Source organism: Streptomyces sp. Ag109_O5-1 (assembly GCF_003814875.1).
Classification (GTDB): Bacteria; Actinomycetota; Actinomycetes; order Streptomycetales; family Streptomycetaceae; genus Streptomyces; species Streptomyces sasae.
The window spans coordinates 10465561-10488998 of sequence record NZ_RKQF01000001.1; the positions used below are offsets into that span (position 1 = coordinate 10465561).

The 23438-nt window shown below is 71.0% G+C and carries 22 protein-coding genes; 16 read left to right on the plus strand and 6 right to left on the minus strand.

Translation table 11 applies throughout. From position 1 onward, the window contains the following. Window positions 1–234: 234 nt before the first annotated feature. From EDD90_RS47675 to sigJ (EDD90_RS47715), 9 genes are all read left to right on the plus strand, one after another. A complete protein-coding gene (locus EDD90_RS47675; protein ID WP_123979253.1) occupies window positions 235–1752 on the plus strand; it encodes a sugar ABC transporter ATP-binding protein in 1518 nt (505 codons plus the stop codon). Beyond that, window positions 1749–2822 carry an ABC transporter permease gene (locus EDD90_RS47680; protein ID WP_123979254.1) on the plus strand — a complete coding sequence of 358 codons (1074 nt, stop codon included), beginning with the start codon at window positions 1749–1751 and terminating at the stop codon, window positions 2820–2822. Before EDD90_RS47675 ends, EDD90_RS47680 begins: the two co-directional genes overlap by 4 nt. After that, window positions 2815–3792 (plus strand): ABC transporter permease, encoded by a 978-nt coding sequence (locus tag EDD90_RS47685; RefSeq protein ID WP_123979255.1) that lies wholly within the window; start codon window positions 2815–2817, stop codon window positions 3790–3792. The genes EDD90_RS47680 and EDD90_RS47685 overlap by 8 nt, the downstream gene beginning before the upstream one ends. A gap of 119 nt (window positions 3793–3911) precedes the next feature. Beyond that, entirely contained in the window at window positions 3912–4994 is a 1083-nt protein-coding gene (gene rhaS, locus EDD90_RS47690) for a rhamnose ABC transporter substrate-binding protein (protein WP_123979256.1), read from the plus strand. Window positions 4995–5011: 17 nt separating this feature from the next. Next, window positions 5012–5332, plus strand: a complete 321-nt coding sequence (locus EDD90_RS47695; RefSeq protein WP_123979257.1) for an L-rhamnose mutarotase — start codon at window positions 5012–5014, stop codon at window positions 5330–5332. 23 nt (window positions 5333–5355) lie between these two features. Further along, the gene (locus EDD90_RS47700) at window positions 5356–6780 is read left to right on the plus strand and encodes a BNR repeat-containing protein (RefSeq protein ID WP_185149476.1); all 1425 of its coding nucleotides are present in this window, start codon (window positions 5356–5358) and stop codon (window positions 6778–6780) included. A gap of 111 nt (window positions 6781–6891) precedes the next feature. Continuing rightward, window positions 6892–7917: a LacI family DNA-binding transcriptional regulator gene (locus EDD90_RS47705; protein ID WP_123979258.1), complete on the plus strand. Its 1026-nt coding sequence runs from the start codon at window positions 6892–6894 to the stop codon at window positions 7915–7917. Window positions 7918–8014: 97 nt separating this feature from the next. Further along, window positions 8015–9316, plus strand: a complete 1302-nt coding sequence (locus tag EDD90_RS47710) for an alpha/beta fold hydrolase (RefSeq protein ID WP_123979259.1) — start codon at window positions 8015–8017, stop codon at window positions 9314–9316. Window positions 9317–9419: 103 nt separating this feature from the next. Then, window positions 9420–10316 carry an RNA polymerase sigma factor SigJ gene (gene sigJ / locus EDD90_RS47715; RefSeq protein ID WP_123979260.1) on the plus strand — a complete coding sequence of 299 codons (897 nt, stop codon included), beginning with the start codon at window positions 9420–9422 and terminating at the stop codon, window positions 10314–10316. Between the two features lie 19 nt (window positions 10317–10335). Here the strand turns inward: sigJ (EDD90_RS47715) and EDD90_RS47720 are convergent, their stop codons facing one another. After that, on the minus strand, window positions 10336–10536 hold the full coding sequence (locus EDD90_RS47720) for a DUF5999 family protein (protein WP_123979261.1): 201 nt from the start codon (window positions 10534–10536) through the stop codon (window positions 10336–10338). 194 nt (window positions 10537–10730) lie between these two features. On the opposite strand from EDD90_RS47720, the gene EDD90_RS47725 reads away from it, so the two are divergent. Together EDD90_RS47725 and sigJ (EDD90_RS47730) are read left to right on the plus strand one after the other, a co-directional pair. Continuing rightward, window positions 10731–11423: an NAD(P)-dependent oxidoreductase gene (locus EDD90_RS47725; protein WP_123979262.1), complete on the plus strand. Its 693-nt coding sequence runs from the start codon at window positions 10731–10733 to the stop codon at window positions 11421–11423. A gap of 16 nt (window positions 11424–11439) precedes the next feature. After that, complete coding sequence (sigJ, locus tag EDD90_RS47730) at window positions 11440–12417, plus strand: RNA polymerase sigma factor SigJ (RefSeq protein WP_398928779.1); 978 nt, start codon at window positions 11440–11442, stop codon at window positions 12415–12417. Here sigJ (EDD90_RS47730) and EDD90_RS47735 read toward each other — a convergent pair. Next, window positions 12411–13493 (minus strand): aldo/keto reductase, encoded by a 1083-nt coding sequence (locus tag EDD90_RS47735; protein ID WP_123979264.1) that lies wholly within the window; start codon window positions 13491–13493, stop codon window positions 12411–12413. The two genes, sigJ (EDD90_RS47730) and EDD90_RS47735, sit on opposite strands and share 7 nt — an antisense overlap. Window positions 13494–13651: 158 nt before the next feature. Here EDD90_RS47735 and EDD90_RS47740 point away from each other — a divergent pair, with 158 nt between their 5' ends. Further along, window positions 13652–14569 (plus strand): AraC family transcriptional regulator, encoded by a 918-nt coding sequence (locus EDD90_RS47740; protein WP_123979265.1) that lies wholly within the window; start codon window positions 13652–13654, stop codon window positions 14567–14569. A gap of 9 nt (window positions 14570–14578) precedes the next feature. Continuing rightward, window positions 14579–15412, plus strand: coding sequence for a pentapeptide repeat-containing protein (locus tag EDD90_RS47745; protein WP_123979266.1), 834 nt, complete (start codon window positions 14579–14581; stop codon window positions 15410–15412). On the opposite strand, the gene EDD90_RS47750 is transcribed toward EDD90_RS47745, so the two are convergent. Next, complete coding sequence (locus EDD90_RS47750; RefSeq protein WP_123979267.1) at window positions 15371–16915, minus strand: cytochrome P450; 1545 nt, start codon at window positions 16913–16915, stop codon at window positions 15371–15373. The two genes, EDD90_RS47745 and EDD90_RS47750, sit on opposite strands and share 42 nt — an antisense overlap. 108 nt (window positions 16916–17023) lie before the next feature. On the opposite strand from EDD90_RS47750, the gene EDD90_RS47755 reads away from it, so the two are divergent. Continuing rightward, on the plus strand, window positions 17024–17629 hold the full coding sequence (locus tag EDD90_RS47755) for a TetR/AcrR family transcriptional regulator (RefSeq protein ID WP_123979268.1): 606 nt from the start codon (window positions 17024–17026) through the stop codon (window positions 17627–17629). 124 nt (window positions 17630–17753) lie between these two features. Next, entirely contained in the window at window positions 17754–18485 is a 732-nt protein-coding gene (locus EDD90_RS47760) for a DUF2470 domain-containing protein (protein ID WP_123979269.1), read from the plus strand. Here EDD90_RS47760 and EDD90_RS47765 read toward each other — a convergent pair. The 3 genes from EDD90_RS47765 to EDD90_RS47775 all read right to left on the minus strand — a co-directional run bounded on the left by EDD90_RS47765 (window position 18453) and on the right by EDD90_RS47775 (window position 22150). Then, complete coding sequence (locus EDD90_RS47765; RefSeq protein WP_185149477.1) at window positions 18453–19655, minus strand: lactonase family protein; 1203 nt, start codon at window positions 19653–19655, stop codon at window positions 18453–18455. The genes EDD90_RS47760 and EDD90_RS47765 overlap by 33 nt on opposite strands. 129 nt (window positions 19656–19784) lie before the next feature. Continuing rightward, the gene (locus EDD90_RS47770; RefSeq protein WP_123979270.1) at window positions 19785–20834 is read right to left on the minus strand and encodes a hypothetical protein; all 1050 of its coding nucleotides are present in this window, start codon (window positions 20832–20834) and stop codon (window positions 19785–19787) included. A 62-nt stretch (window positions 20835–20896) separates the two neighbouring features. Then, on the minus strand, window positions 20897–22150 hold the full coding sequence (locus EDD90_RS47775; protein WP_185149478.1) for an aromatic acid exporter family protein: 1254 nt from the start codon (window positions 22148–22150) through the stop codon (window positions 20897–20899). A gap of 281 nt (window positions 22151–22431) precedes the next feature. On the opposite strand from EDD90_RS47775, the gene EDD90_RS47780 reads away from it, so the two are divergent. Beyond that, window positions 22432–23418, plus strand: a complete 987-nt coding sequence (locus tag EDD90_RS47780; protein WP_123979271.1) for a zinc-binding dehydrogenase — start codon at window positions 22432–22434, stop codon at window positions 23416–23418. The last annotated feature ends 20 nt before the right edge of the window (window positions 23419–23438 follow it).

The following is a 23438-nucleotide window of genomic DNA, read 5'->3' on the forward strand; positions in this document are numbered from 1 at the left end:
TGATGAAACGATTCAGAACGGCAAAGTATGAGTCCGTCGAAGGGGTGTCAAGGACTCCGGCCAACCCCGTTTTCCGTGACTCCGCCGTGACCTTCGACTATCGAAATTTTTTCGACACGGACCCATTGACGTGACATGCCCGTGGTGCCTACGGTCCCGGCAATCCAGTTGAAACCTTTCACGACGCCGTGGGGTCGGTACGTACCGTCTCGCCGGTGTCGTCGAGGAGCCCCCATGACCCACCCGTCCGACACGGGACCGGCCCCGGTGCTGGCGCTGAAGGACGTCTCCAAGTCCTTCGGTGCCGTACGCGCCCTGCGGGACGTCTCCCTGGAGCTGTTCCCCGGCGAGGTACACGCCCTCGCCGGGGAGAACGGCGCGGGCAAGTCGACGCTGATCAAGACCCTCGCCGGAGTGCACCGACCGGACGCCGGCCAGGTGCTGCTCGACGGTGAACCCGTCGTCTTCCACGGCCCCGGCGACGCCCGCGACGCCGGAATCGCCGTGATCTACCAGGAACCCACGCTCTTCCCCGACCTGTCGATCGCCGAGAACATCTTCATGGGCCGTCAGCCCCGGCGGGCGCTGGGCCGGATCGACCACAAGGCCACCCACGCGGCCACCGCCGCCCTGATGAAGCGGCTCGGTGTCGCCCTCGACCCCGACCGCCCCGCCCGCGGCCTGTCGATCGCGGACCAGCAGATCGTCGAGATCGCCAAGGCGCTCTCCTTCGACGCCCGGGTCCTGATCATGGACGAGCCCACAGCGGCCCTGACCGGCAGCGAGGTCGCCCGTCTCTTCGGAGTCGTCCGCACCCTGCGCGAGCAGGGCGCCGCCGTGCTCTTCATCTCGCACCGCCTTGAGGAGATCTTCCAGATCTGCCGGCGGGTCACCACCCTCCGGGACGGCGCCTGGATCGCGAGCGAGCTCCTCGACGGCATGAGCGAGGACGACCTCGTACGCCGGATGGTCGGCCGGGACCTGGACGAGCTCTATCCCAAGCAGGACGTCCGCCCCGGCGAAGTGGCGCTCAGCGTACGGCGGTTGACCCGGGAGGGCGTCTTCACCGATGTCTCCTTCGAGGTGCGGTCCGGCGAGATCGTCGGCCTCGCCGGACTGGTCGGCGCCGGCCGGACCGAGGTCGCCCGGGCCGTGTTCGGCGTGGACCGCTGGGACGCGGGCGAAGTCGAGGTCAGGGGAAGGAAGTTGACGAACGGTGCGCCGTCCGTCGCGATGAACGCGGGTCTCGCCCTCGTCCCCGAGGACCGACGCGCCCAGGGTCTGGTGATGGGGATGTCCATCGAGCGGAACATCGGCCTGACCGGGTTGCGTACGACCGTGAAGGCGGGCCTCGTCGACCGGGGCGCCGAACGCAGCCGGTCCCTCGACTGGGCGGTCAGGCTCCAGGTGAAGTACGCCCGGATCGCCGACGCCGTCTCCACCCTCTCCGGCGGCAACCAGCAGAAGGTCGTCCTCGCCAAATGGCTCGCCACCGGACCGAAGGTGCTGATCGTCGACGAGCCGACCCGTGGCATCGACGTCGGCACGAAGGCCGAAGTGCACCGGCTCCTGGGCGAGTTGGCGGCCGACGGGGTCGCCGTGCTGATGATCTCCTCCGACCTGCCCGAGATCCTCGGCATGGCCGACCGCGTGCTGGTGATGCACGAGGGCCGGATCACCGCCGAGATCCCGCGCTCCGAAGCCAGCGAGGAAACCGTGATGGCCGCAGCGACCGGGAGGGCCGCAGCATGACGGCGACCACGTCCGAACAGACCCCCGTCGCAAAGGCGCCCGAGACCAGCGGGACCCGGCTCGTCGACCGCGTCTTCAAGATGCGCGAACTCGCCATCCTGGTCGTCTTCCTGGTGATGATCGCCGTCACCCAGGCCGGCAACAGCGAGTTCCTCTCCGAGCAGGGCATCAAGGACCTGCTGCTCAACGCGACCATCCTGGTGCTGGTCGCCACCGGCCAGTCCCTGGTGGTGATCACGAGGAACGTCGACCTCTCCGTCGGCTCCACCCTCGGCATCACCGCCTTCGCCGCCGGCGACTATCTGCACGGCGGCGGCAACCCGGTCGTCGCGATCGTGCTCGCCGTGCTGCTCGGCATCGGCTGCGGACTCCTCAACGGCCTGCTGGTCAGCCTCGGCCAGGTGCCCGCGCTCGTGGTCACCCTCGGCACGCTGTACATCATCCGGGGCGTCGACTCCATCTGGGTCGGCTCCCGGCAGATCACGGCCGCCGATCTCACCGGCTCCTTCGTCGACTTCGGCTCCGGCGGACTGTCGGCGGTCCCCTGGCTGGCGCTGATCGCCCTCGCGGTCCTGGTCGCCACCGCCTACTACCTCAAACACTTCGGCAGCGGACGCGAGTTGTACGCGCTCGGCTCCAACCCCGAGGCCGCCCGGCTGGCCGGCATCCCGGTCCGCAAGCGGATCCTGACCGCGTACACCTTCTGCGGTGCCCTCGCGGGGCTGGCCGGCGCCATGTACCTGGCCCGGTTCGGGAACGTCGATTCCGGCACCGGCTCCGGCTACGAACTCACCGTCGTGAGCGCCGTGGTGGTCGGCGGCGTGGTCTTCACCGGCGGCTCCGGGAGCGTGTACGGCGCCGCGCTCGGCGCGCTGCTCCTGACCTCCATCAACAGTGTGCTGCCCGCCCTCGGGGTCAGCTCCGTGTGGGTCCTCGCCATCAACGGCTTCCTGCTGCTGCTCGCCATCGCCGTCGACCGGGTCGTCGCGCTGCGGGTGGCGGCCGCGCTGAAGAAGAAGTCGGCCCTCAAGAGGACCGCGATCAGCAAGGAGAACACCAGCCATGCCTGAGTCGTTGGCGCGTGCGATTCGCTGGGACACCGTCGTCGGCACCCTGTTGGTCGTCCTGCTGCTGTTCTCCTTCGGTTTCGTGGACGGCTTCGGGAACTCCCTCAACCTGTCGTTCCTCATCGGCAACACGCTTCCGATCGCGCTGATCGCCCTGCCGATGACCCTTCTGATCGTCGCCGGCGAGATCGATCTGTCGGTCGCGTCGACCGCCGGGCTCTCGGGTGCGGTCATGGGCAAGCTCTGGAACGAGGGCATGGCCATCGAGACGATCATCCCGCTGTGCCTGCTGCTGGGCGTTGTCTGCGGGCTGGTCAACGGCCTGCTGGTGACCCGGCTCGGCCTGCCGTCGCTCGCCGTCACCATCGGCACGCTCGCCGCCTACCGGGGCATCGCGCAGATCGTGCTCGGCTCGGACGCGGTGACCGACTTCCCGACGCAGTACCAGAACTTCGCGGCGGGGAGGCTCGGCGACACGTTCCTGCCGCAGGCCTTCCTGCCGTTCCTGGTGCTCCTTGTGATCGCCGTGGTGGTGCTGCACGCCACGCCGTTCGGGCGGTCGCTGTTCGCGGTGGGGGCGAGCGAGGAGGCGGCGCGGTTCGCGGGGATCCGCGTCAAGCGCAACAAACTGATCCTGTTCGTCGCGACCGGGTTCATGGCCTCCCTGACGGGGGTCTTCTGGGCCCTGCACTACGCGAGTGCGCGGTACGACAACGCGACCGGGCTCGAACTGAGTGTCGTGGCCGCGGTGTTGCTGGGAGGCATCGACTTCGACGGGGGCAAGGGGACGCTCGGTGGGGCGATCGCGGGGGTGTTCCTGCTGGGGGCGCTCCAGAACGTGATGAGTCTGCTGAACGTGTCCGCGCAGTCCCAGATCGTCGTGACCGGTGTGTTGCTTGTCGTCTCGGTGCTCGGGCCTCGGGTTGCCCGTCAGGTCTCGTTGGCCCGGCACAGGGGTGCGAAGGCCGTCTGACTGCTGCGGGCCGTGTGTGGCTGGTCGCGCAGTTCCTCCCCCAGCCTTCGGCCGGGGGTACCCCCGGCGCCTCCAGGAGGGGGCGCTTCCAGAGCCGTTACTCAAAAAAGGAACCCGTCATGCGTAAGTCGTCCCTCCGGCGTGTCTGCGTGGCCGTCGCCGCCGTCTCCTCCCTCGCCCTCTCCGCCACCGCTTGCGGCGGCACGACCAAGAACAACTCCGGCAGCGACGAGTCGTCGGCTGCCACCTCCACCGCCAAGGCCGATCCGAACGCGGCGCTGAAGAAGGGGCTCACCGTCGGGTTCCTGCCCAAGCAGGTCAACAACCCCTACTTCACCTCCGCCGACAAGGGCGGCGAGACGGCGCTCACCGAACTGGGCAGCAAGTACAAGGAGGTCGGTCCCTCCAGCGCGACCGACACCTCCGGGCAGGTCTCCTACGTCAACACCCTCACCCAGCAGCAGGTCAACGCCATGGCCGTGTCCGCTCAGGACCCCGGCGCCCTGTGCACCGCGCTCAAGCAGGCGATGAGCAATGGCATCAAGGTCGTCACCTATGACTCCGACACCAACGCCGGCTGCCGCAACGCCTTCGTCTCGCAGGCCAGCGCCGAGGACCTCGGCCGTACCGAAGTGCAGTTGCTCGCCGAGCAGATCGGCTACAAGGGCGAGATCGCGATCCTCAGCGCCGCGCAGACGGCCACGAACCAGAACACCTGGATCGGGTTCATGAAGGACGAGCTGAAGGACCCGAAGTACAAGAACGTCAAGCTGGTCAAGATCGCCTACGGCAACGACGACGCCCAGCAGTCCTTCCAGCAGACCCAGGGCCTGCTCCAGCAGTACCCGAACCTGAAGGGGATCATCTCCCCGACCACCGTCGGCATCAAGGCAGCCGCCCAGTACCTGTCCGGTTCCAAGTACAAGGGCAAGGTCAAGCTGACCGGCCTGGGCACGCCCAACGACATGCGCCAGTACGTCAAGAACGGCACCGTCGACGCCTTCGAGCTGTGGGACCCGGCCAAGCTCGGCGACCTCGCCGCCCGCACCGCCGTAGCGCTCGTCTCCGGGCAGATCACCGGCAAGGAGGGCGAGACCTTCAAGGCCGGCGACACGACGTACACCATCGGCAAGGACGGCGTGATCAACCTCGGCAAGCCGACCGTGTTCGACGCGAAGAACATCGACCAGTTCAACTTCTAGTTCTCGGGCGGTACTTCATGCAGCGCGTCTGTTTCCTTCTCAAGGTCCGGCAGGACCGCCTCGCCGAGTACCGCGAACGCCACGCGGCCGTGTGGCCGGAGATGAGCGAGGCGCTCTCGGCCACCGGCTGGCACAACTACTCGCTCTTCCTGCGCGACGACGGCCTGCTGGTCGGCTATCTGGAGACCGAGGACTTCGAGGCCGCCCTCGCCGGCATGGAGGCCACCGAGGTCAACGCCCGCTGGCAGGCCGAGATGGGTCCCTTCTTCGAATCCCTCGACGGCACCCGGCCCGACGAGGCGATGAGACCGCTCACCGAAGTGTTCCACCTCGCCTGACCCGTCCCCCTCAGGAGCCGCTCGTGAAAAGACGTACCGCGCTCGGTGCCGCGCTCGTCGGCGCCATGGCCACCCCCGCCCTCGCCGCCGGCACCGCCCGCGCGGCCGACCCCGGACCGTCGGTGAACAAGCAGCAGAGCACCCGACTCGACGCCCAGGCGATCTTCTTCGTCTCCTACGACGGCCTGGTCAACAACAACTCGTTCCAGAAGAACGGCCTGTTCACGTACAAGGGCTACCAGTACGCCGGCTGGTACACCTCGACCGGTTACGCGGTGATCGGCCGCCGCGTGCTCGGCGGCTCGTCCTGGTCGACCGTCATCCTCTCCCACCAGCTCAAGTCCAGCGACTCGCACAACGTCATCTCCATGGGCGTGTCCAAGGTCGACGGCCGGCTCCACATCAACATGGACTCGCACAGCGACGGCTTCTTCTACGTCAAGTCGGTCGCCGGGCTGCTGGACAACCCCGGCTCCACGTCCTGGACCTCGGCCGTCTTCGGCTCCATACAGACGTCCCTGGACGGGGTGCCGCTCACCTCGCAGTTCACCTACCCGCAGTTCATCTCCACGCCCGAGGGCAAGCTCCAGCTCAGCTATCGGGTCGGGATCTCCGGCAACGGCCGCAACGCCCTCGCGGAGTACGACCGTTCGGGCTGGACCGCACTGGGGGAGTGGACCAGCTCGACCGGGACGTACACCAGCTCGCACGGCTCCAGTACCGCCCGCAACATGTATCTGCACGGCATCGACTACGACGTCAACGGGCGACTGCACTCCTTCTTCACCTGGCGCGAGCAGTCGTCGTCCGTCATGTGCAACAGCGGCGGCATCACCAACCACGACACCGGCTACGTCTACTCCACCGACCGCGGCCGCACCTGGCGCAACGACACCGGCACCCTGGTCGCCACCACCGGCACCTCGGACACCGTCGCCGTCACCGACTCCGGACTGGTCGTCGACTCCCTCAACCCTGACCACTCCCTGATGAACCAGGAGAGCCAGTGGACCGACTCCGCCGGCCTTCCGCACGCGATCATCAGCTATGTCCCCGGCCGCTTCGGCCAGTGCACCACCGACTACGTCGCCGACCGCACCGCGGGCGGCCGCGCCTTCCACGTCCGCAAGAACTCCTCCGGCACCTGGCAGAAGACCGAGATCCCCGTCGTACTCGACTCCAGCCAGCGCACCAAGCTCCTCCTGGACAAGTACGACAACGCCTATGCCGTCTTCCCCTACGGCCGGATCGCCGGCGCGTCCAAGTCCTCCGGCTACACCGACTGGGCGCTCCTCTACGACGGCAGCGATCTCAACGCCTTCGGAGAGGTCGTGATCGACGAGATGCGGGTCAAGGCGGACAACGTGCTGTCGTTCATGTACCAGGAGGCATCGAGCGGTACGACCCCCTCTACGCTCCATGTCGTCGACTTCGCCCTGCCCGCCTGACCCGGCCCTGTGTGCGAGTCATGTCGTAATGTGAAGCCCTTCCCGTGGTGGTCCGCCCGCCCGGTGTGAAGGGTTTCCCGCCGCCCGCGTTTCCCTGGAGGTCTCTGCCCGATGGCCCAGTCGGTGGGTATCAAGGACGTCGCCCGCGCCGCCGGAGTCTCGGTGGGCACGGTCTCGAACGTCATCAACCGCCCGGACACGGTCGCCAGTGAGACGCGGGCGCGGGTCCAGTCGGCGATCGACCGGCTCGGCTATGTCCGCAGCGAGTCCGCGCGCCAGCTGCGGGCGGGCCGCAGCCGGATCATGGGCCTGCTCGTCCTCGACATGGGCAACCCCTTCTTCGTGGACGTGGCCCGGGGCGCCGAGCGGGCGGCCCGGGATGCCGGCCTCGGCGTGATGGTCTGCAACAGCGCGCAGAACGCCGGCGAGGAGGCCGAGTACCTCTCGCTCTTCGCCGAGCAGCGGGTCCGCGGCGTCCTGCTCACCCCCGCGGACGCGACCGGCCGCAACATCGAGAGCTTCCGCCGGCACGGCATCCCCTTCGTGCTGGTCGACCGGGTCGCCGAGGGCACCACCGAGTGCTCGGTCAGCGTCGACGACGTGGCGGGCGGCGCGCTCGCCGTCCGCCACCTCGTCGACGCCGGGCATCGGTCCATCGCGTATGTCAGCGGACCGCCCGGGTTCAACCAGGTCCGCGACCGGCGCACCGGCGCCCTGAACGCCCTCGCCGAGGCCGGGCTCGGCCCCGACGCCCTGCGCGAGCTGCCGACCGAGCGCCTTGACGTGGCGGCCGGCCGGGACGCGGGGGCCCGCCTTCTGGGGCTCGCCGACCGGCCCACCGCCGTCTTCTGCGCCAACGACCTCCTCGCGCTCGGCGTCCTCCAGGCCATGTACGCGGCCGGGGTGGTCGTCCCGGACGACCTCGCGATCGTCGGCTACGACGACATCGAGTTCGCGGCCGCGGCCGCCGTACCGCTGACCTCCGTACGCCAGCCCGCCGTCACCATGGGCGCGATGGCCGCCGACCTCCTCCTGGAGGAGACCGAGGAGCGGGAGGGACCGGGCGGCCACGAACACCGCCGGGTGGTGCTCCAGCCGGAGCTCGTGGTCCGCCGCTCCAGCCTCGCCGCCCGCTGATCGGGGATTCAGTAACGATTTCATGATCCCGGGGGCGGCCGGGCCCCGGACATGTGCTGAACTGGGACGCGACCGTCCGTCCGTCCCGGGAGAACCGTTGAGCCTCAGCTACCGCCAGCCCGGCGTCGTCCTCACCGACCGCCACTTCACCGTCCCTCTGGACCACGCCGACCCGGACGGCGAGTCCATCGAGCTGTACGCCCGGGAGGCGGTCGCGAGCGACAAGGCGGACAAGGAGCTGCCCTGGCTGCTGTACCTCCAGGGTGGGCCGGGCTTCGGGGCGAATCGTTTCGTCGGGCGGCAGGTCTGGCTCGACCGTGCCCTTCAGGAGTACCGCGTACTCCTCCTGGACCAGCGCGGCACCGGCCGCTCCACGCCGGTCAACCGGCAGACGCTGCCGCTGCGCGGCGGGCCGGCCGCCCAGGCCGACCACCTGGCCCGGTTCCGCGCCGACTCGATCGTCCGGGACTGCGAGGCGATCCGCCCGCAGGTCACCGGCGGCGCCCCATGGACCACCCTCGGCCAGAGCTTCGGCGGCTTCTGTACGGTGACGTACCTGTCGTTCTTCCCGGAGGGCCTCAAGACCTCCGTGATCACCGGCGGCCTGCCGTCCCTGGACGCCCACGCCGACGACGTCTACCGGGCCGCCTACCCGCGTATCGAGCGCAAGGTCACCGCGCACTACGAGCGCTACCCGCAGGACGTCGAGCGGGTCCGCCGGATCGCCGAGCACCTCCTCGACCACCCGGTGGTCCTGCCGAACAGCTACCGGCTCACCGTCGAGGCCTTCCAGTCCCTCGGCCTGATGCTCGGCACCAGCGACGGCAGCCACCGCCTCCACTTCCTCCTGGAGGACGCCTTCGTCCGCACCCCGGCCGGCGCCGAGCTCTCCGACGCCTTCCAGGAACAGGTCCAGGGCCTGCTCTCGTACGCGAGCAACCCGCTCTACGCCCTCGTCCACGAGCCGCTCTACGGCCAGGACAGCCGCCCCACCGCCTGGGCGGCCGAGCGGGTGCGTGGCGAGTTCCCGCAGTTCGACGCCGCCAAGGCGCTGGCGGGCGAGGCCCCGGTGCTGTTCACCGGCGAGACCGTGCACCCCTGGGTCTTCGAGACCGACCCGGCCCTGCGCCCCCTGCGCGAGACCGCCGAACTGCTCGCCGCCCGCACCGACTGGCGGCCGCTGTACGACCCGGCCCGTCTCGCCGTCAACGAGGTCCCGGTCGCCGCGGCCGTCTACCACGACGACATGTACGTCGACACCGGGCACTCCCTGCAGACCGCCCGGGCCATCCGGGGCCTGCGCACCTGGGTCACCGACGAGTTCGAGCACGACGGGCTGCGCGTCGGCGCGCCCCGGGTCCTGGACCGGCTGCTGGCGCTCGCCCGCGACGAAGTGTGACGTCCCGTAAAAGAAGTTGCGGGCGGGGTGAGCGCGCATAGTCTGCGGCCATGACCGCGCCGGCGATCAGCCGGCTCGTATTCATGCCTGACCAACGGGGGCCATGAACATGGACACGGAGCTGCTCGCCGACCGCTTCCAGGAACACCGCGACCATCTGCGCGCGGTGGCCTACCGGACGCTCGGCTCGGTCACCGAGGCCGAGGACGCCGTCCAGGAGGCCTGGCTCCGGCTCGGGCGCACCGACACGGACGAGATCAGGAACCTCGGCGGCTGGCTGACCACGGTGGTCGGCCGGGTCTGTTTCGACATGCTGCGATCGCGGTCGGCGCGCCGTGAGCAGCCGATGGACGAGACGTTCGTCCCGGACCCGGTGATCCGGCCGCTGTCGAGCATCGACCCAGAGCACGAGGTGCTCGAAGCCGACTCCGTCGGTCTCGCCCTCCTGATCGTCCTGGAGACGCTGGAGCCCGCTGAGCGGCTGACGTTCGTCCTGCACGACATGTTCGCGGTGCCCTTCGACGACATCGCCCCGATCGTGGAACGCAGTTCGGCGGCGACCCGTCAGCTGGCCAGCCGGGCCCGCCGCCGGGTGCAGGGTGCCAGCCCGTCGGCGGACCGGGACCTGGGCAGGCAGCGCCAGGTCCTCGACGCCTTCCTGGCCGCCTCCCGGGGCGGCGACTTCGAGGCGCTGGTCGCCCTGCTCCACCCGGACGTGGTGCTGCGCGTCGACTCGGGCGCGCTGGTGCGCGGCGCGGCCGCCTCCAAGGTGGTACGCGGTGCGAAGACGGTGGCCGAACAGGCGCTCACCTTCCGGCAGTTCGCGGACATGGCGCGGCTCGCGCTGGTCAACGGCACCGTCGGCATGGTCACCGCGCCCGAGGGACGCCCGATCTCGGTCATGGCGGTCACCGTCGCCGACGGCCGGATCACCGAGATGTACATCCTCGCCGACCCCGAGCGACTCGACCGCCTGGACCTGCCCGTCGAGGATGACTGACAGGCGGTCGGACGGGTGGTCAGACGGCGGCGGCCGGGGGCCGATGAGGGCTCACGGTCCGTCCGTCGGGCAGGAGTTCACCGGTGTCGTCGAAGACGATGGTGCCGTCGCACAGCAGACTCCAGCCCTGTTCGGGATGGGCCGAGACGATGACGGCCGGGTGGTGGTCGGGCTGCTCGGGGTGGCCGGCGTTGGGGCACGGGGGCTGATGCCTGCACATGGTTCGTCTCCTGTCCTGCGGGCTCCTGCTCCTGTCTCCGTGGTAGCCGAGCTTGTTTTCCGTTGGATGAGAGGACGCCCACAAGGCCGGAAACTCATCGGTGAGTTTCCGGGCGACCGTCCCCGGCGGGAGATGTCACACTCGGCGCGGCCCGGACCCTCTCAGCTGACAGGACCGACAGAGAGGGGCCGACCATGAAGATTGTGATATTCGGGGCGAACGGGCCGACCGGACGGCAGGCCACCCGGCAGGCGATCGCCGAAGGGCACACGGTCACCGCCGTGACCCGCCGCCCAGGGGAGTTCCCGCTGAGTGATCCGCTGCTGCGAGTGGTCGGTGCGGACGTGCACGACCCGTCCGCCGTGGCACGGGCCGTGGCCGGCCAGGACGCGGTGATCTCGGTGCTGGGGGTGCCGTACGGCCGCAGCCCCGTCACCGTGTACTCCGAGGGCATCACCCACATCGCCCAGGCCATGACGAAGCACGGCGTGCGGCGCCTGGTCTGTGTGAGCTCGACCGTGCTCTTCGGCGTACCGGCGCCCGGCGAGACGCTCTTCTTCCGGAAGGTGCTCGAACCGTTCATCGCGCGCACCATGGGGCGCACTGTGTACGACGACATGCGGCGCATGGAGGAGATCGTGCGCGAGAGCGATCACGAGTGGACGGTCGTCCGTCCCGCCGGTCTCTTCGACGCGGACGCCGTCAGCGACTACCGGGTGGCCACCTCGCGCCTGCCCGGCCGGTTCACCTCGCGCGCGGATCTGGGGAACGCGCTGCTGCGCGAGGCGGCCGGCACTCCGCATGTGCGCGACTTCGTCGACGTCCGCACCACGGAAGGGGTGCCGAGCTTCTTCGCGGTCATACGGAAAGAAGCGTTCGGTGGCTGAGGAGCAGGACCGTCTCATCGGGTCCGTACCCGAAGACAGCCCGGTACCGGGTGGAGCGGAGGCGGCCCACACCGTGACCCGGCTCTTCCTCGACCACCGCGAGCTGCTGTTCTCCGTCGTCTACAACATGCTCGGCAGCGTCGCCGACACCGAGGACGTGCTCCAGGAGACCTGGCTGTCCTGGTCCGGCAAGAACCGCCGGGCGCCGCTCGCGGAGATCGGCAACCCGCGCGCGTATCTCGTGCGCATCGCGGTCAACCACGCGCTCGCCCGGCAGTCGGCCGTCGCGGCCCGCCGTGAGACGTACGTCGGTCCCTGGCTGCCCGAGCCCCTGGTCACCGATGCCGCCACCGGCCTCGCCCCGGACACCGCCGACGACACGGTGCGCACCGACTCGGTCTCCATGGCGATGCTGGTGGTGCTGGAGACCCTCACCCCGCTGGAACGGGCGGTGTTCGTCCTCCACGAGGTGTTCGGCTACCGCCACACCGAGATCGCCGGCATGCTCGGCCGCAGCCCCGCCTCCGTGCGCCAGCTGGCCCACCGCGCCCGCGCCCATGTGCACGCCCGCCGCCCCCGCTACCGCACCCACCCCCGCGTCCGGAGGGAGGCGACCGAGCGGTTCGTGGCGGCCGCCCTCGGCGGTGACCTCCACGCGCTCATGGAGATCCTCGCCCCGGACGTGACGGTCTGGATCGACGGCGGAGGCGCACGGCAGGGGGCCGGGCTGCGCCCGGTGCACGGCCGGGAGAAGGCCGCCCGCATGCTGGCCGGCTACGCCACGCGCCGCGCCGCGGGTCTGGACGTCAGCTACCGCCGCGTCAACGGCGACGACGCAGCGGTGCTGTTCGAGGGTGACTCCCCGTACGCCGTGATGGTCATGGACCTCACCCCCGACGGCGACCGGGTCTCCGGCGTCTACGTCGTCACCAACCCCGACAAGCTCACCCGCGTACGGCAGGAAGGGGACTCGGCCTCGGGACCGGATCAGTAGCGCGCGCTGCTCGCCAGCAGTGGCGGGTACACGGCACTCGGTACCCCGTCGACCGTCGCGCCCGCGTACTTGAGCATCGCGCCGACCCGGCGGTTGAGGTCGTAGGGGAAGTTGAGGGCCGGGGCCGACACCTCGTCGAGCCTCGCCGTGTGCTCGGGGGGCAGATGGACCTCCAGGGCTGCCACGTTGGACTCCAGGTGGGCGAGGGTGCGCGGGCCGATGAGGGTGGAGGTGACTCCGGGGCGGTGCCGGACCCAGGACAGGGCCACGGCGGCGGGGCTCGCGCCGATCTCCTCGGCGACGGCGGCCACGGTCTCGATCACCGTGAACTGGTCGTCCGTGGGCTGCCCGAGGACGGCCGCCCGCTTCGCGTCCGTGGGCGCCGCCTGCCCCCGGCGGTACTTCCCGGACAGGTAGCCGTTCTTGAGCGGGCTCCAGGGCAGCAGTCCCATGCCCGCGTCCTGCGCGAGCGGGATCAGCTCGCCCTCGATGGTGCGCTCCAGCAGCGAGTACTCCATCTGCAGCGCGGTCACCGGCGTCCAGCCGCGCAGCAGGGCCATGGTGTGGGCCTTGGCGGTGAACCAGGCCGGGGTGTCGGAGAAGCCGACGTAGCGGATCTTGCCGGCGCTCACCAGGTCGTCCAGGGTGCGCAGGGTCTCCTCGACCGGCGTGGCCCAGTCGTGGTTGTGCAGCCAGTACAGGTCGACGTGGTCGGTGCGCAGCCGGCGCAGTGAGTCCTCCAGCTGGCCGACGATCGCCTTGCGGCCCGCGCCGCCGCCGTTGGGGTCGCCGGGGTGGAGGTTGCCGAAGAACTTGGTGGCCAGCACCAGCCGGTCGCGCTGCCCCGGCCGGGCGGCGAGGAAGTCGCCGAGGATCGCCTCCGAGTGGCCGTTGGTGTAGAAGTTCGCGGTGTCGACGAAGTTGCCGCCGAGGTCGAGATACGTCTGGAGGATCTTCTCCGAGTCCTCGACCGAGCAGCCGAAGCCGCCGTCCTCGCCGAAGTTCATCGCGCCGAGGCAGAAGGGGCTCACCTTGAGCCCGGACCGGCCGAGACCGACGTACGAGTCGAGTGCCATGGAATGCTCCGTGGAAGGTGGGTGGGGATTCCGTCTCTTCGAGCAAACCAGCCTGAGCTGCGGGAACGTTAGGGCGATCGCACCGGAGGCTTGCACGATCCTGTCGATGTGGGCGGGAGGGCGTTGCGGCCCGCTTGCCGTCGGCGTTTGAATCGAGCGTGTCCCTCGACGAACTGCGCACCCTGATCGACCGGCACGCCCCGCGTGACGCCGACGCCGTCCCCGCGATCGACGGCCTCATGCTGACCCGCGCCGAGCGGCCCACCGGACCCCGCTCCGGTATCACCGACCCCGTGTTCGCACTGCCCGCCCAGGGCGCGAAACGACTGACGCTCGGCGGCCGGATCTACGACTACGAAGCCGGCCAGTACCTCGTCGTCTCGGTCGATCTGCCGGTCTCCGGGCACTGCACCCGGGCGACCCCCGAAGAGCCCTTCCTGGGTTTCGGACTGCGTCTGCGGCCCGCCCGGCTGGCCGCGCTGCTCCTGGAGTCCGGCATCGACCCGCACGCCGGTGCCGCCCGCCGCCGTACGGACGACCTGCCCGCGCTCGCGGTCGGCGAGGCCGGCGCCGACCTGGTCGACGCCGTGGTCCGGATGGTCCGACTGCTCGACCGGCCCGCCGACATCCCCGTCCTCGCCCCGATGACCGAGAGGGAGATCCTGTGGCGGCTGGTCACCGGCGCGCAGGGGCCGCTGGTGCGGCAGATCGGGCTCGCCGACAGCCGCCTCACCCAGATCAGCCGGGCGATCCGCTTCATCCGCGACCACTACACCGAGCCGCTGCGCGTCGAGGAACTGGCCCGGCTCTCGGGCATGAGCGCGTCCCCGTTCCACCGGCACTTCCGGGCGGTCACCGCCCTGACCCCGATCCAGTACCAGAAGCACATCCGCCTCCAGGAGGCCCGGCTGCGGCTGATGAGCAGCACCGACGACGTGGCCGACGTCGGCTACGCGGTCGGCTACGACAGCGCCTCCCAGTTCAGCCGCGAGTACCGGCGGCAGTTCGGCCGGCCGCCGGGCGCGGACGCGGTCCGGCTCAGAAATGCGGACGAGGAAGTCCTCCCAGGTCAGTAGGGTGGACGGATGCCAGAACAGATATCCGAACGGACTCGGCTGCGCGGCGACTGCGCCCGCTGCTTCGGGCTCTGCTGTGTCGCCCTGCCCTTCACCGCCTCGGCGGACTTCGCGGTCACCAAGCCCGCCGGGACGCCCTGCCGGAACCTCGGCGGCGACCACCGCTGCGGTATCCACACCGAGTTGCGGCAGCGCGGCTTCGGCGGCTGCACGGTCTACGACTGCTTCGGCGCCGGGCAGCGGGTCTCCCAGGTCACCTTCGGCGGGCAGGACTGGCGGACCGGGTCCAAGGAGCACGCCCGCCGGATGCTGGACGTCTTCCCGGTCGTACGGCAGCTGCACGAACTGCTCTGGTATCTGACGGAGGCCCTGAGCCTGGCTGCCGCCCGGCCCGTCCACACCGAGCTCGGCGAGCTGCTGGAGCGGACCGAGGAGCTCACCTTCGGTTCACCCGACGAACTCGCCGCCCTGGACGTGGCCGCGCATCGGCAGGAGGTCAATGTGCTGCTGCTCCGGACGAGTGAGCTGGCCCGCGCGGGCGTCCGGGGCCGGAAGAAGGACCGCCGGGGCGCGGACCTGATCGGCGCCGGGCTCCGGGGCGCCGACCTGCGGGGTGCGAGTCTGCGTGGGGCCTACCTGATCGCCGCCGACCTGACCGGCGCCGATCTCAGGGACGCGGACCTGATCGGCGCCGACCTGCGTGACGCCGACCTCACGGACGCGGACCTCACGGGCGCATTCTTCCTGACCCAGCCGCAGCTCGACGCGGCCCGGGGGAGCGCCGGGACCCGGCTGCCGGCGTCAGTCACCCACCCCGTGCACTGGACAGCCGCCGCCCTCTGAGGCAGCCGTATCGGGGACGGGCACCGGCGTCTGCGCGGGTGCCGGGGTGCGCCTCTCCAGCCGCAGCCGCAGGCCTTCCGGCATCAGCGTCAGCCGCTCGGTCACCTTCAGGCGGTAGTCGGGGTCGGCCTTGAGGCCGTAGCGGCGCAGCAGCAGGCCGAGGACCAGGGTTGCCTCGTGCAGGGCGAACTGGCGGCCGATGCACGCCCGCGCGCCGGTGCCGAACGGCTTGAAGGTGTGCGGGGCCCGGGCGCGTACGGCCTTGGCGTCGAAGCGGTCCGGGTCGAAGCTCTCCGGGTCCGGGCCCCACACCTCGGGGTCCCGGTGCAGCATCGCCGTGAGGACCAGGGCCCAGGCGCCCCGGCGCATCGGGTGGTCCCCGGCCAGCACGGTGTCCTGGCGGGCCTCGCGGGCGAAGGCGGGGGCCGTGGGCCACAGCCGCAGCGACTCGTCGAGGACCCGGCGTACATAACGGAGCTTGGCGACCTGGTCGTAGCTCGGCGTTGCCGTGTCGCCCCAGACACGGTCCACCTCCGCGGCCGCTCTGGCGGCGACCTCGGGGTGCAGGGAGAGGTAGTGCAGGGCGAAGGAGAGCGCGCCCGAGGTGGTCTCGTGGCCTGCCACCAGGAAGGTGATCACCTGCCGTCGTACGTTCTCGGCGGACAGCCGCTCGCCGGTCTCCGGGTGGGCCGTCTCCAGCATCCGGTCGAGCAGGTCGCCGTTCCCGCGACCGGTCCCGCGCCGCTCCTCGACCAGGTCGTCGACCGTGCGGTTGAGGTAGTCGATGTCGGCCGCGTTGCGCCGGGCGGCCTGCCGCAGCATCAGCGGGGCCAGCGGCGCGGGCACGCTGTTGAGGCGCTGCGCGTAGACGAGCGTGCCGATCATCGCGGTCACGAAGGGGTGCGGCCGGTCCCGCTCGAACGACCCGAAGTCGTGCCCGAACCCGGTCCGGGCGATCGTCTCCAGGGTCAGCTTGGTCATGTCGCCGGGCACGTCGACCCACTGGCCGGCCGCCAGCTCCCGGTCCCAGCGGTCGGTCAGCCGCCCGGCCACCGACAGCATCATCGCGTGATAGCCCTCCATGGCCTCCCGGCTGAAACCGGGGGCCAGGACGTCGTGCGCCAGCTGCCAGTTCGACTCGTGGTTGTACGCGGTGAACAGGCCGTCCCCGGCGATCGGGCGCAGATTGGCGACGCCGAGGCCCACGTGCTTGGCGAACCGTGCCTCGTCGGCCATGTCGGCGGCCGGCTCGGCGCCCCACACGAACACGAACTCGTTGCCGAACGCCTTGCGCCGGAAGATCGGGCCCAGCTGGGTGGCGAAGCGCATCGAGTCCTGGAGGGGGGTGCGCCGGTTGACGCCCAGGATGTCGCCGAGGAGGGGCAGTCTGCGCGGCGGGTGGGGTATCCGGTGCAGCTCGGGCCAGCCCTGCTCGGCCCCGCGGAACCCCTTCGGCAGCGGCCCGTCCGTCCCCGTCGCCGACTGCGTGACCGTCTCCGCCATGACGCGATCTCCCTCGATGCTGCGGCAGGTTGAGCTAGTTGTACGTGGGTTCAATAAGCGCTCTCAGTCTCGTCCCGTTGTTGAATCCGCGTCAAGTAAAGTGCGGACATGGTCGCGAACCAGAGTGAGCGCAGCCGCCGCAGGATGAGCACCGCGGAACGCCGTGAGCAGCTCCTCTCGGTCGGGGCCGGGCTCTTCTCGGAGAGCCCGTACGACGACGTGTGGATCGAGCAGGTCGCCGAGATCGCGGGCGTCTCCCGGGGCCTGCTGTACCACTATTTTCCGACCAAACGTGATTTCTTCGCGGCGGTGGTGGAGCGGGAGAGTGAGCGGATGCTGCGGATGACGGCGGCCGAGCCCGGCGTGCCCGCCCGTGAGCAGCTCACCGCGGGCCTCGACGTCTACCTCGGGTACGTCCACACCCATGCGCACGGCTTCCGTGCCTTCCACCGTGCCGAGGCCTCCGGCGACCAGGTCGTGCGGCGTGTCTACCGGCGGGCCCAGGACGCCCAGGAGCGTCAGATCCTCGCCGCCCTGGCCGCCGATCCCGAGTTCGGCCCCGCCCTCGAACAGCGTCCCGACACCCGGCTCGCGGTGCGCGGCTGGCTTGCCTTCACCACGCATGTCTGCCTGGAGTGGCTGCGCACCGAGGAACTGACGCGGGAGCAGGTGCGGGATCTGTGTGCGCGGGCGCTGCTGGGTGTCCTCGCCTGACGCTTCCGGCGCCGCCGCCGCGGCCGTCGGCCGTTGCGTTCTTCACGCACGTGACGCATCCCGTGCTTGGCGTACTCCCCGATCTTCGATAAGTTAGGTGAGGCTTACCTAAGGAGGTTTCGGGATGGGTGACGAACAGGCAGCCTGGGCCGCCGGACCCGGCGCGGCCGAACAGGCCCGGTCGCTGCTGGCCACCACGTGGTCGTGCAGGGTGACCGCGGACGGCGGACGCGAGGAGTTCGTCGGCGCACACGGCGTCGCCGACGACGGCCGGGTGCTGCTGCACGTGCCCGAGGACAGCGCTCTGCTCGTGGCCGCGATCTGTGCCCCGCGCGGCGAGCGGTCCGCGGTGCTGGAGTTCGCCGATGTCGCGCCCGTCCCGGTGCGGGGCCGGATCCGGGCCCGGCTCTGGATGGCCGGCTGGTTCGCCCCCGCTGACGACCACCTCGTCTTCCACCCCACCCGGGTGGTGCTGCGCCGGCCGTCCGGCGCGGTCGTCGTCGACCTCGACGAGTTCGCCGCCGCGAACCCCGACCCGCTGGCCGCCGCCGAGGCCAGGCTGCTGACCCACCTCGCCGACGCCCACCCGGACGCCGTCGAGCGGCTCACCCGGCTCGTCGAACCCGAGAGCCTGCACGCCGCCACCCGCGTCCAGCCCCTCGCCGTGGACCGGCACGGAATCACCCTGCGCATCGAGCGCACCCGCGCCCACGGCGACGTACGGCTGACCTTCCACGCGCCCGCCGACGACGTCGCCCAGCTCACCGAGCGCATGCACGTCCTGCTCGCCCAGGCCGGCGCCACCGCCTCCTGCCCGCGGGCGCTACAGCGGCAGCGCGCAGACGGCGACCGGTGAGGCGAACGGCTCGCCCGCGAGCCGGAGTTCACCACTGCGCGCGTCGACCGTGAAGACACTCACGGTGCCGGACCGCTGGTTCGACGCGAACAGCAGCCGGCCGTCGGGGGAGAAGGCGATCTGCCGGGGGAAGTCCCCGTGCACCGGCACCGTGTCCAGCAGTCGCAGCCGGGCTCCCTCGGCCTCGACCGCGTACCGCGCGAGCGTGTTGTCGCCCCGGTTGGCCAGATAGGCGTAGGCGCCGTCCGCGGTGACCAGGAACTGGGCCGGGTAGTTGGTGGTGCCCGGGGTACTGCCGGTGGACTGCGGTTCGCCGATGGTGAGGCGGCCGGTGGCCCTGTCGTAGCCGCAGGCTGCGACCGTGTTGCCCACCTCGTCGGCCAGATAGGCGTACCGCCCGCCCGGGTGGAAGGTCAGATGGCGCGGACCCGCCCCCGGCTTCGTGTGCGCCTGGGCGACCTCGGTGAGCGTGCCCTTCGCGAGGTCCAGGCGGTAGCTGTAGACCGTGTCGGTGCCGAGGTCCACGGCGAGGACATGGCCGCCGTCCGGGCTGGTGATGAACTGGTGGGCGTGCGGGCCCTGCTGACCGGGCCCGGGCGCCGGGCTGGAGTGCGCGACCAGGTCCGTGCGCTCACCGAGGGCGCCCGTGGCGTCGATCGGGTGCACGGCGACACTGCCCGAGGTGTAGTTGGCGCTCAGCAGCCAGCGGCCCGAGGGGTGCACCGAAAGATGGCAGGGGCCCGCCCCGCCCGTGCTCCGGCTGCCGAGTATCTTCCGGTCGGCGAGGCGTACGGCGGTCACGCCCCCGTCCGTGCGTTCGTTCACCACGTACAGCGTGCGGCCATTCGGATGAACGGCCAGATACGACGGGTCGGCGACCCCAGTGAGCGTGCCGGTGCCGGTGATCTCGCCGGTCGCGGGGTCGTAGGCGGCGAGTCCGATGCCGGTGCCGCCGCCGTCCACGGAGGTGTAGGTGCCGATGTAGAGCGGGCGGGGGGCCGAGGGCGCCTTCGGCGGGGTCTCGGCCACCGGTGCCGGTGCGTTGTGCGGCCGCTGCCGGAGCGGCGCCGCGGGCGCCGGGACCGCCACCACCGCGGCGGCACCCGCCAGCGCACCGACGAACCGGCGCCTGCTCCAGCCGCCGCCCGTCACTTCCGTACCACTGTCCATGCCCGCACCTCAGGTCGTCGGTCACCCCGGTCGTGACAGCAACCTTGGCGCGACCTCACGGTCAAAGGCAAGACGGGCAACGGCCATTGCACACAATGCAATGGAGTGTCGACGGTGGTGGCCCCGCGGTCACCAGTCGCCGTCCTCCACCGGCTTGCCCGGGGTGTCCTTGAGCGGGATCACCTGTCCCGGCGACGGCTGCTGCCAGGGCTCCAGGTCGTCGCCGAGCCAGTCGCCGACCGGCTTGACCGCCTCCAGGGCCTCCGTGGGGGCGAGATCCTCGGCGTCCTCGTCGTAGTAGTCGAACCAGGGCAGCCCCGCGCGGGTGTACGCCGCCCGGTCCACCGGCGACGGCGGGGGCGCCTCGCCCGTGATGCGGCGCCACTGCGGGGGCGTGACCAGGTGGACGAAGACGCGCCCGGCCGGAGTCTCGGACCAGTCCCGCAGGGGCCGGTCGTCCTGGTACACCTCCTGGTGCATCGAGCCACCGACGCCGAGACCCATGGCCGTCCCGGCCGTCCTGGCCGACCTCCTGCTCCTGGCCACCGGGGCCCCGCCCGGCGCGGGTGCCGCCATCTGCGGCGCCATGCCGAAGGCACCGACCGCCGGCACCCTGCGCATCCGCTCCCGCCGTCGCCGCTCCTGACGGTGGTACTCGGCGAGTGCCTCCTCGGTCAGCGGGAACGTCTGGAGCTGCACCCCGCCCCACACCTCCTCGCCCGTCACCTGGCCCTCCACGGTGGCGCCCAGTCCGAGCGGCACGGCCACGAACTGGCGGACCGTACCCTCTCCGGAGTTGATGCCGTCCAGCCAGGGCTGCCGGGGGAGTACGAGGTAGTTCTGAGGCTGCTGCGCGAGCCGGTCGCTCCACGGCCTGCCGGACACCGCGCACACCTTGCCGACGCCGACCTGGAGCGCGGCGGGCCGCGTCGTACCCGCGAAGTTCAGCCACATCGCCTCGCGCAGGTACACCGGCAGCAGCACCCCGCCGCGCGCCCGCCACTCCTCGGGGACCGTGTCCGGGAAGTCGGCCACCCGCCGGACCGGGAACGTGCCGAGTCCCGGCGGCAGCGCGTGCGTGCCCGTCTCCGGCAGCCGCAGCGTGCGCATGAACTGGACCGCCACCCCGCCTGGCAGCCGCAGCGTGTCCCCGTCGATCCTCACCGCCGTGTCGGTCACCGGCGTGCCCCCTTTCCGTACTTCACCGCTTCACCGCTTCACCGTTTCACCGCTTCATCTCTTCACCGAGAACGTCCCGCGCCGCCCGTCCGGTTCCGCCGCAGCTTCTCCGGAACGCCCACCCGCTCCCGCAGCCAGGTCAGCCGCGGCAGCTTGGCGCGCTGCTCGCCGGAGACCCGGTCCAGCTCCTCCAGCAGCCGGCGGGTGCGGTGCTCGGTGTCCAGCTCGTCCAGGAGCCGGTTGACCTCGGTCAGTACGGCGCCGAGCAGCTGCCAGTTCCGGTCGTCGTGGCGGATCTCCTCCTGGAGCAGTTCGGCGAGCTTGTCGCGGGTGCCGGCCGCCGTGTGCAGCTCGGCGGCGAGCCGGGACTCGGCCGACTCGGCGTTCTCGCTGATGCTGGTGGTCACCAGCACCGCGAAGCTGACCACCGCGTCGGCGATCTGGGACAGCAACTGCTCCACGGCCGCCCCCGCGTCCGACGCGAACAGCGGCTCGGGCTCGCGGGCCTTGGCCAGGTCGGTGAAGGTACGGGCCAGCACCCGCAGCACGACCGTGCAGATCTCCAGCGTGTCCAGGCCGGTCCGCAGCACCACCCGGTGCAGCAGCCCCTCCCTGACCCTCGGATTGAGCCGCAGACTGTCCTCGGCCTGCCGCAGCGCTGCGTCCACCTCGACGATGGCGTGGTCCAGCCTGCGGGCCTCGTGCAGCCGCTCCGCCGCCCGCTGCCACGGGGTGATCTCCACCGCCTCCTCGCCCATCCGCAGCATCAACTGCCGCAGCCGGCGCGCCAGCCCCTCGATCGACTCCCCGGCCTCGTCCACCCACACCGGGGGCGGGAGCAGCAGATTGCAGCCCATCCCGACGACCGCGCCGATCAGGGTCTCCACGATCCGCGCCCAGGCCGTACTGCTGATGGTGGTGACCCCGAGCACCAGCATCGCGCTGATCGCCACCTCGGGGATGTACTCGTCGACCCGCACCAGATGCCCCACCGCCAGCGAGGCCACGATCAGCAGCGCCAGGCTCCACCAGGTCAGCCCCACCAACTGGCTGAAGGCGATGGCGACCAGCACACCGGCCACCACCGAGTTGACCCGGCGGAAGCCGTTGGTGAGGGTGGCGTACAGGGTTACCTGGACGACCAGGAGCGCGGTCAGCGGGGCGGTGAGCGGCGCCGGTTCCGGACTCAGACGGAGCGCGACGACGTAGGCGATCGTGGCCGCGGTGGCCGACCGCAGCGTCTGGACGACCACCGGGTCCCGATGGCGCCGCAGCAGTCGCTCCAGCCCCTGGGCCCACTTCCGTACGTCTTGCATCCCTTGGCCTGTTCCCGTTCATGTGTCACGTCGAACGTATTGTCCACGGATCACTCGCGCGCGCTAGTGGTGAGACGACCTCGCTGACCTCGCCGACCTCGTCCGAGACCGCCCCGCCCCGCTCCGCCCCGCTCCGCCCCGCTCCGCCCCGCTCCGCCCCGCTCCGCCCCGCTCCGCCCCGCTCCGGGAATAGGGAGATCCAGGCGCGGGTTCCCGACGTCGGAACGGCCGGAGACGATCACGGTGACCGACGGCCGCGGTCCGACAGCACAGGGGGACATATGCGGGCAATCGCATTCAAGGAGACCGGCGGACCGGAAGTACTGCGCCCGGTGGAGCTGCCCGACCCGCAACCCGGCCGGGGCGAGGTACTGATCCAGGTGTCGTACGCCGGCGTCAACTATGGCGAAGTACAGCACCGCCTGGGTGACTTCGGCGTGCCCGAAGGCGAGACGGTGACGGGTCTGGAGGTGTCCGGGACGGTGGTGGAGTCGGGTGCGGACGTGACGGGCCTGAAGCCCGGCGATGAAGTCGCCGCGTATCTCCCGGACGGCGGCGGCTATGCGGAGTACGTGCTCGCGCCCGCGCCGTTCGTCTTTCCACTGGAAGGACTGGGCCTCGACCTCCGTACGGCTGGTGCCGCGCCCCTCGTCCTGACCACGGCGTACGGGGTCCTGGCGGGCGCGGGCCGGATCGCCTCCGGCGACACGGTGCTGATCCATGCGGCGGCCGGCGGGGTCGGGTCGGCCGCGGCACAGCTTGCCCGGTCGCTGGGGGCGGCGGCGGTGTACGGGACCGTGAGCACGCAGGAGAAAGCGGAGTACGCGAGGCGCTTCGGCTACGACGACGTCTTCCTGCGGGACGGCTTCGCCGATGCGGTGCGAGACGCGACTTCCGGCCGGGGCGTGGACCTGGTCCTGGACCCGGTCGGCGGCCCCACCCGGCTGGCGAGCTTCGAGGTGCTGGCCCCGTTCGGCCGGGTCGCGGTCTACGGCGAGGCGGCCCGCCACCCGGACCTCACCACCCTCCCGGTCCTCCCGCTGTGGAAGAACAACCGTGCCCTGACCGGCTACAACATCGGTGACCTCGCCCGCCGGGCCCCCGAGACGCTCCGCCGGCACACCCTCGCCGCGCTGGGTGAGGTCGCATCAGGTGCCGTATGCATCGACATCACGGCCGAGTACGACCTGGCCGACGCGGCGAAGGCCCAGCGACTGCTGGAAGCGGGCGAAAACAGGGGGAAGGCAGTGCTGAGGGTCCGGCGCTGAGCGGCGAAGCGGCCGAGCTC

What these genes read in the sequence shown, in the direction of transcription:
- EDD90_RS47735 (WP_123979264.1), bottom strand. Translation starts at nt 13,493, where the DNA reads ATGGCACTCGACTCGTACGTCGGTCTCGGCCGGTCCGGGCTCAAGGTG.
- EDD90_RS47755 (WP_123979268.1), top strand. Translation starts at nt 17,024, where the DNA reads ATGGTCGCGAACCAGAGTGAGCGCAGCCGCCGCAGGATGAGCACCGCG.
- EDD90_RS47725 (WP_123979262.1), top strand. Translation starts at nt 10,731, where the DNA reads ATGAAGATTGTGATATTCGGGGCGAACGGGCCGACCGGACGGCAGGCC.
- EDD90_RS47780 (WP_123979271.1), top strand. Translation starts at nt 22,432, where the DNA reads ATGCGGGCAATCGCATTCAAGGAGACCGGCGGACCGGAAGTACTGCGC.
- EDD90_RS47760 (WP_123979269.1), top strand. Translation starts at nt 17,754, where the DNA reads ATGGGTGACGAACAGGCAGCCTGGGCCGCCGGACCCGGCGCGGCCGAA.
- EDD90_RS47680 (WP_123979254.1), top strand. Translation starts at nt 1,749, where the DNA reads ATGACGGCGACCACGTCCGAACAGACCCCCGTCGCAAAGGCGCCCGAG.
- EDD90_RS47765 (WP_185149477.1), bottom strand. Translation starts at nt 19,655, where the DNA reads ATGGACAGTGGTACGGAAGTGACGGGCGGCGGCTGGAGCAGGCGCCGG.
- EDD90_RS47705 (WP_123979258.1), top strand. Translation starts at nt 6,892, where the DNA reads ATGGCCCAGTCGGTGGGTATCAAGGACGTCGCCCGCGCCGCCGGAGTC.
- EDD90_RS47745 (WP_123979266.1), top strand. Translation starts at nt 14,579, where the DNA reads ATGCCAGAACAGATATCCGAACGGACTCGGCTGCGCGGCGACTGCGCC.
- EDD90_RS47675 (WP_123979253.1), top strand. Translation starts at nt 235, where the DNA reads ATGACCCACCCGTCCGACACGGGACCGGCCCCGGTGCTGGCGCTGAAG.
- sigJ (WP_123979260.1), top strand. Translation starts at nt 9,420, where the DNA reads ATGAACATGGACACGGAGCTGCTCGCCGACCGCTTCCAGGAACACCGC.
- EDD90_RS47750 (WP_123979267.1), bottom strand. Translation starts at nt 16,915, where the DNA reads ATGGCGGAGACGGTCACGCAGTCGGCGACGGGGACGGACGGGCCGCTG.
- EDD90_RS47685 (WP_123979255.1), top strand. Translation starts at nt 2,815, where the DNA reads ATGCCTGAGTCGTTGGCGCGTGCGATTCGCTGGGACACCGTCGTCGGC.
- EDD90_RS47695 (WP_123979257.1), top strand. Translation starts at nt 5,012, where the DNA reads ATGCAGCGCGTCTGTTTCCTTCTCAAGGTCCGGCAGGACCGCCTCGCC.
- EDD90_RS47720 (WP_123979261.1), bottom strand. Translation starts at nt 10,536, where the DNA reads ATGTGCAGGCATCAGCCCCCGTGCCCCAACGCCGGCCACCCCGAGCAG.
- rhaS (WP_123979256.1), top strand. Translation starts at nt 3,912, where the DNA reads ATGCGTAAGTCGTCCCTCCGGCGTGTCTGCGTGGCCGTCGCCGCCGTC.
- EDD90_RS47775 (WP_185149478.1), bottom strand. Translation starts at nt 22,150, where the DNA reads ATGCAAGACGTACGGAAGTGGGCCCAGGGGCTGGAGCGACTGCTGCGG.